This is a genomic window from Phormidesmis sp. 146-33, from assembly GCF_052939515.1.
The window spans coordinates 1-6078 of sequence record NZ_JBJPHU010000204.1 but is presented as its reverse complement, the minus strand read 5'-3'; the positions used below and the strand labels follow the sequence as shown (position 1 = coordinate 6078).

Here is a 6078-nt window from a genome sequence, read left to right as displayed (position 1 = left end):
TTAGGGGGCGTTCCTGGATCTAAAAGCGAAGCGAAGCGTTCATCGAACTGACGTTGAATTAATAGCCTAGCTGCAAGATTCATGGGATTTAGAAAGATTAAAAAGAGAGATTAAAACTGTCTCGTCCAGTCTTGCCAGCGTTCGATCACAACTTTTGTTTGGGTGAAAAACTCGATCGCTTGATGTCCCTGTCCATGTAGATCGCCAAAAAAGCTTTCTTTCCAACCGCTAAACGGGAAGAAGGCCATCGGGGCTGCTACTCCAATATTGATGCCAATGTTTCCCGCTTCGGCTTCATAGCGAAACTTACGCGCCGCTGCACCACTGGAGGTAAAGAGACAAGCCATGTTGCCATATTGACCGCCGTTGATGAGCGCGATCGCTTGGTCGATCGTTTCCAGATGAATCAGACTCAACACCGGCCCAAAAATTTCTGTACGGGCGATTTCTCCAGCCGGATCGACGTTTTGCAAAATTGTGGGACGGACAAAGTAGCCTTGCTCATAGTTGGTAATCTTGGGCTGTCGTCCATCGACCAAAACCGTTGCCCCCTCGTCGGCTCCTTTTTGAATCAACCCCTCAATTCGGTCTTTGCTTTGAGCGGTGATCACGGGCCCCATTTGTGTGCCATCTTCTAAACCAAATCCGACCGTACGCGATCGGGCCGTTTCTGCGATCGCTTCGGTAAAGGTTTCTTTGGCTGACCCGATAGTGATAGCGATCGAGGCGGCTAGACAACGCTGGCCTGCACACCCAAACGCACTATCCGCCATGATTTTTGTGGTCATAGCAATGTCGGCATCGGGGAGAACAATCACCGGATTTTTTGCACCCCCCTGACACTGGGCCCGTTTGCCATTGGCGGCGGCTCGACTGTAAACATACTTGGCAACGGGAGTCGAACCCACAAAGCTGATCGATCGCACTGTGGGATGATCCAAAATGGCATCGACGACGGCCTTAGTTCCATTCACTAGATTGACAACGCCCTTGGGAAAGCCCGCCTGCTCAAAGAGATGAAAGAGTTTTTGCATGGTCAACGGCACCCGTTCTGATGGCTTAATGACGCAGGTATTGCCACAGGCGATCGCGTAAGGCACAAACCAGAAAGGAATCATGCCCGGAAAGTTAAACGGGGTAATCATTGCAGTCACGCCCAGCGGCTGACGAATCATCATCTCATCAATGCCTTTGGCGATGTCTTCGGAGTTGTAGCCCTGCATCAAAATCGGAATGCCGCAAGCTACTTCAACGTTCTCGATCGCGCGTCTCATTTCGCCCTTAGATTCCGCCAGAGTTTTACCACATTCCAGCGTGATGGTTTGGGCAATGTCTTCAAAGTGGTCGTCGAGCAGAACTTTGAGTTTGAAAAGGGGCTGAACGCGATCGGTCGCGGGCGTTCGTCTCCAGGCTTTAAAGGCTTGACTAGCGGCTTGGACGGCGCGATTGACTTCACTAACGGGAGACAGCGGAACCTTTGCCAAAACCTCGGTCGTCGCCGGGTTGATCACATCCAAATACTCGGAAGAATCGACGATGCACCATTCACCATTGATGTAATTCTGAATAACAGTCATGCTGCAAATTTCTCGATGGTTTTATTCATCTTGCCGTAACAACCATTCTGAGAAAGTTTACGTGAATGGATGGCTAGAAAAATGTTGTTTTAACACGTCTAGTTTTGAGCAGTGCCAATAGTCGATATGAGAAATAATTAAATTGTCTTTGATTTGCAACTCGCTCCAGCCGTCGATCGCAATTCGGGGCTTCCAGGGCAAGGGCGTGTTCCAACTGAGTGTCCAGTCTGTCCTGATGTGGTCGTCAAGCTGTTGGATGTTGTGGAGATCCATTTTGACGTTGAGAAACCAGGTTTTGATCAGTTTGATCATCTGCTGATAGCGATCGCGACCTCGAAACTCATTCATCGGGTCTTTAAAGTAGACATTCTCAGCGTAGATGCTGTAAGTCTGATCGGCTGGAAACCTTTGGTAGTCGTCTCGCAGTGTGTGAATAATGTCCATTGTTTTGGTGGATGATTTAACCTGTCTTAGAGATTAATCGCTAAAATTAAATTGCAGACATACAAAACCTCAACGCTTTTCGCTCCGGTAATGCGTCTGAGATCCAATTCAGTAAAGCTGGCGTACTGGTAGTTAAATATACAAAAGTTTCCTGAGTACAAGAAGTGACGACTGAATCTTTTTACGCTGATTTGCCCGTGTTGAAGAACTTTGTGCAAGTCACCAATCCCAGAAAATTTGTGCCCGTTCCCCACGATTGGCTAATTGTGATCACAGATATTATCGGTTCTACAGAGGCGATCGAACAAGGGCAATACAAAACGGTGAATTTGTTGGGTGCCTGCTCGATCAGTGCCGTTCTTAATGTGGCTGAAACCGAGATTCCGTTTGTATTTGGGGGCGATGGGGCGACGATTTTGATTCCGATTACGCTGCTGTCACGAGTGAAGCGATCGCTCCTTGCGACTCAAAATTTGGCTAGAGAAGAATTCTCAATGAATCTGCGCGTCGGAATCGTGCCCGTGGCGGATGTGGCTTCTCTCTATCCCGTCAAGATCGCCAAGCTGAGAGTGTCGCCCAACTATGATCAGAGCGTCTTTATGGGAGGCGGCCTCACCTACGCGACTGAACTGGTCAAAAATCCCGCAACCGCCAGTCTTTACGCCTTAGCGCCAGATATTGCGATGCCCAAAGCTGATTTCACAGGGCTAGAGTGTCGCTGGCAAGACATTCGCAGTCAACATGGTGAAACGGTGAGTTTGCTCGTGCAGGCAAAGCCGAGCCACTATCGAGAAATTATCGAGCAGATAGAACGGATTTATGGCAGCGATCGCGCCAATCCGATTAGCCCCGATCGCTTGCATCTTTCGTTTGATAGTACAGCGTTGATGCGAGAAACCAAAGTTCGGGCAAGGCAAAAAAATGGCTGGGGCAAACTTCGCTATTTGATCAAAATTCAGCTTGAAAATCTGCTGGGTTGGGTGCTGATGAAATATAAGCTTAAGTTTGCAGAAATGCCCTGGGGCAACTATCGCCAAATTGTTACGGCTGCAACTGACTATCGCAAATTTGATGACATTTTACGCATGGTGATTTCTGGCAACGCTCAACAGCGCCAACAACTGACCGACTATCTAGAGCGAAAAGCCCGATCGAGTGAATTGGTCTACGGACTGCATGTGAGCGATCGTGCCCTTCTGACTTGTCTTGTTTACGAGCGCAACGGTCGTCAAGTCCATTTTGTCGATGGGGCAGATGGGGGATATGCTCTAGCCGCCAAAGCCATGAAAGCGAAGGTGAAGGCGATGTCGGGCAGCTAGTCTATTAGATTTAACGCCAACTCGATGAACTTTTTGGCTTCGATTTCAAATCCGGGTTGTCTCTCCAATCTGCCGTAAATGATGGACAATTTTGAGCCAGGTTGTCTTAACACTGCCTGTTGGAGAACGGATTCTGTTACATCGCGCAAATTATCCAACTATTTGAAGTTGAGCTTAAACGATAGGAATGCTGATGGCTTGCATTCTAAATCTGATTGGCTACCGCTACAACTCGATCGAGATTTTGCGTGTAAGGTGAGAAAAATAGTCTTCACCCTCATTCATACAGTTATGAACCCATCTGTGAGTTTAATTCGTGCAACCTCCTACGATCGCGACCAACTGCGAGACTCGATCGAATCGCTCCTTCGACCGCTAGGGGGGATTTCTGCCTTTGTCAAACCGGGCGATCGGGTTTTGCTCAAACCCAACTTGTTGACGGGCGCACGTCCGACCAAAGAATGTGTCACTCGTCCAGAAGTGGTTCACTGTGTAGCGCAACTGGTACAAGAAGTGGGAGGTCAGCCCTTTTTGGGAGACGGGCCCGCCTTTGGTAGCGCCAGAGGAGTCGCGATCGCAAACGGCTATTTGCCCCTGATCGAAGCGTTAAACCTACCGATCGTTGAATTCAAAGGCAAACGTTACGAAACGGTGAGCCAGGAATTTAATCATCTGCTGCTGTCCAAAGAAGCGATCGAAGCCGATGTGGTGATCAATTTACCGAAAGTCAAATCTCACATGCAGTTGACGCTGACAATGGGGGTCAAAAATCTCTTTGGCTGTGTTCCTGGCAAAATGAAAGCCTGGTGGCACCTGGAAGCCGGAAAAGATAGCGATCGCTTTGGGGCAATGCTGGTCGAAACGGCTCGCGCGATCGACCCAGACCTGACGATTTTGGACGGCATCATCGGACATGAAGGGAATGGCCCCAGCGGAGGTGAACCCAGAGAATTAGGTCTATTGGCGGCTTCTGATCAGGTGTTTGCGCTCGATCGGGCTGTGGCCGAGATTCTTAAAGTTGACCCGGCGATCGTACCGACGCTGGCGGCTTCTCAACGGTTGGGGCTGTGCCCCGAATTGGCAGCGATCGACTTTCCCAACCTGCGTCCAGAAGACTTACAAATTGCAGACTGGCGACTGCCCGACAAAATGATGCCGATCGACTTTGGGGCCCCGCGCGTCCTAAAATCCACCTTCAAGCATCTCTACATTCGCTTTATCAAGGAGCCAATGGCAGCCTACCGCTAGAGCGCGACCCAAAATCCTACGAGAAGAGGCACAGTGGTTTAGAAGTTAACTCCTGGCTCTGTGCCTTACATTTCTTAACAAATCCTCAAAATTAAAGAATTAGTCAAAACATCGTCTCAGAGGGGGTTGTACTAATTTCTAAGTGAGTTTAACTAAATATTCATGGTTTCTTCAAAGTTTTTGGGCTGAAAATTCAGTGAAGGGACTGAAGTAACGAAGTAAACCCCTGAAATCAGTTTGTCAACTATGCAAGCTCTACTCGCGACCGTCAGTTTAATTCTGTGGCTCGTTCTTATGGTTTGGGTGTACTCTAACTCTCCTCAGTGGTTTTTTGTGCCTTTCTTCTTCATCACGACGTTTGCCTATTTGAGGCTCATGGAGACAAGCCGAAGCTGAGGAATTGTCCTCTATTTATTTTGCAAGCGGAATTAAGAGAAGCCGTTCAATAAGATGGCTATTCAATAGAATGACCATTCGATAAGAGGTCAGTCAACTTGGAGCGATCGTAAGCTTCCAAGGTTAGAGTCGCACAGTGTTGCCAAAACGAAGGATATCAAAGCTTGAGATAGCTTATGTTTAGATCTCAGTGAGACATTAACAAACGACTGCGAAAGAAAAACGAGGCTGGACTTCCACCCAAGCGGATCAACTGCTTTGCAATACTCTGAACTTCGGGTTGTCTTCTAACCTTCTTGTTTGAAAGATAAACGCCCAGTAAGGCCTGATTGAGCAATTGATGAAACCGAGTGTGAGGTAACTGAGCAACACTTTTCGTCGCGTTTTGGATAAAGTGCTTAAATCGCTCAATCATTTCATCGCTGTTTTGGTAATAGAAACAGAAATTTAAGTCGCCGTTGATCCGGTCTTCTTCTTGATCAATTAGATAGTCTAGTAGAATGTGTAAACCTTGAACCCAGGGGAAATAGCTGTCCTTAACCTGGCTGATGAGTTCATCTGGTAAGTCTCGATCGAAGGCATAAGCCACTAAACAAAAGATGCCCAGCGTTGATCCAGCGCAAGCAGAAAATTCATACCAGCGAAGTTCGGGAAGGTGGCTCTGGTATAGAGAAAACCAGGTCTTTAAGCGGGGAACTCGCTCTTCAACTTTGACATGCTTATGAACTTGCAAATCACAGTAATAATTTGCCAACTCATGCAAGGTTGGAGCAATCCTTGAGTAGTTAGGAATTTGACGCAGCGTAGACTGACAAGTGTTAACCAATTTTTGTAAGTAGCCACCATCCGCTTGATCGCTGCGAACTCGATAATAGTGAGTCCTTTTTGCATCGGGTGTTAGCGCCTGAACTAGCGACTCATGCAGAGCACGAAAATCTTCAGGATCAAGTGAAGTGCTGCGATCGCACAGGTTGTCTAAGTAGTCGCTAATCGTTTGATAGGCCACAATAAATCGAATGGCTTCTGGACAATGACGTTTGGGGTCTACCGGAAGCTATATGCTAATGTGTTGTAAAATACTTTTTGTCACTTAT

At 47.7% G+C, this 6078-nt stretch carries 4 protein-coding genes and 1 pseudogene; 2 read left to right on the top strand and 3 right to left on the bottom strand.

From position 1 onward, the window contains the following. Positions 1-110: 110 nt before the first annotated feature. Together ACJ2PR_RS34700 and ACJ2PR_RS34695 are read right to left on the bottom strand one after the other, a co-directional pair. Complete coding sequence (locus tag ACJ2PR_RS34700; protein ID WP_446880463.1) at positions 111-1577, bottom strand: CoA-acylating methylmalonate-semialdehyde dehydrogenase; 1467 nt, start codon at positions 1575-1577, stop codon at positions 111-113. 57 nt (positions 1578-1634) lie between these two features. Beyond that, positions 1635-2021: a DUF2358 domain-containing protein gene (locus ACJ2PR_RS34695; protein WP_446880462.1), complete on the bottom strand. Its 387-nt coding sequence runs from the start codon at positions 2019-2021 to the stop codon at positions 1635-1637. Between the two features lie 164 nt (positions 2022-2185). On the opposite strand from ACJ2PR_RS34695, the gene ACJ2PR_RS34690 reads away from it, so the two are divergent. After that, on the top strand, positions 2186-3340 hold the full coding sequence (locus ACJ2PR_RS34690) for a DUF3095 domain-containing protein (protein ID WP_446880461.1): 1155 nt from the start codon (positions 2186-2188) through the stop codon (positions 3338-3340). Positions 3341-3631: 291 nt separating this feature from the next. Next, positions 3632-4588: a DUF362 domain-containing protein gene (locus tag ACJ2PR_RS34685; RefSeq protein ID WP_446880460.1), complete on the top strand. Its 957-nt coding sequence runs from the start codon at positions 3632-3634 to the stop codon at positions 4586-4588. 583 nt (positions 4589-5171) lie between these two features. On the opposite strand, the pseudogene ACJ2PR_RS34680 reads toward ACJ2PR_RS34685, so the two are convergent. After that, positions 5172-6011 (bottom strand): annotated as a pseudogene (locus ACJ2PR_RS34680) (tetraprenyl-beta-curcumene synthase family protein); the annotation flags it as partial. Between the last annotated feature and the right edge of the window lie 67 nt (positions 6012-6078).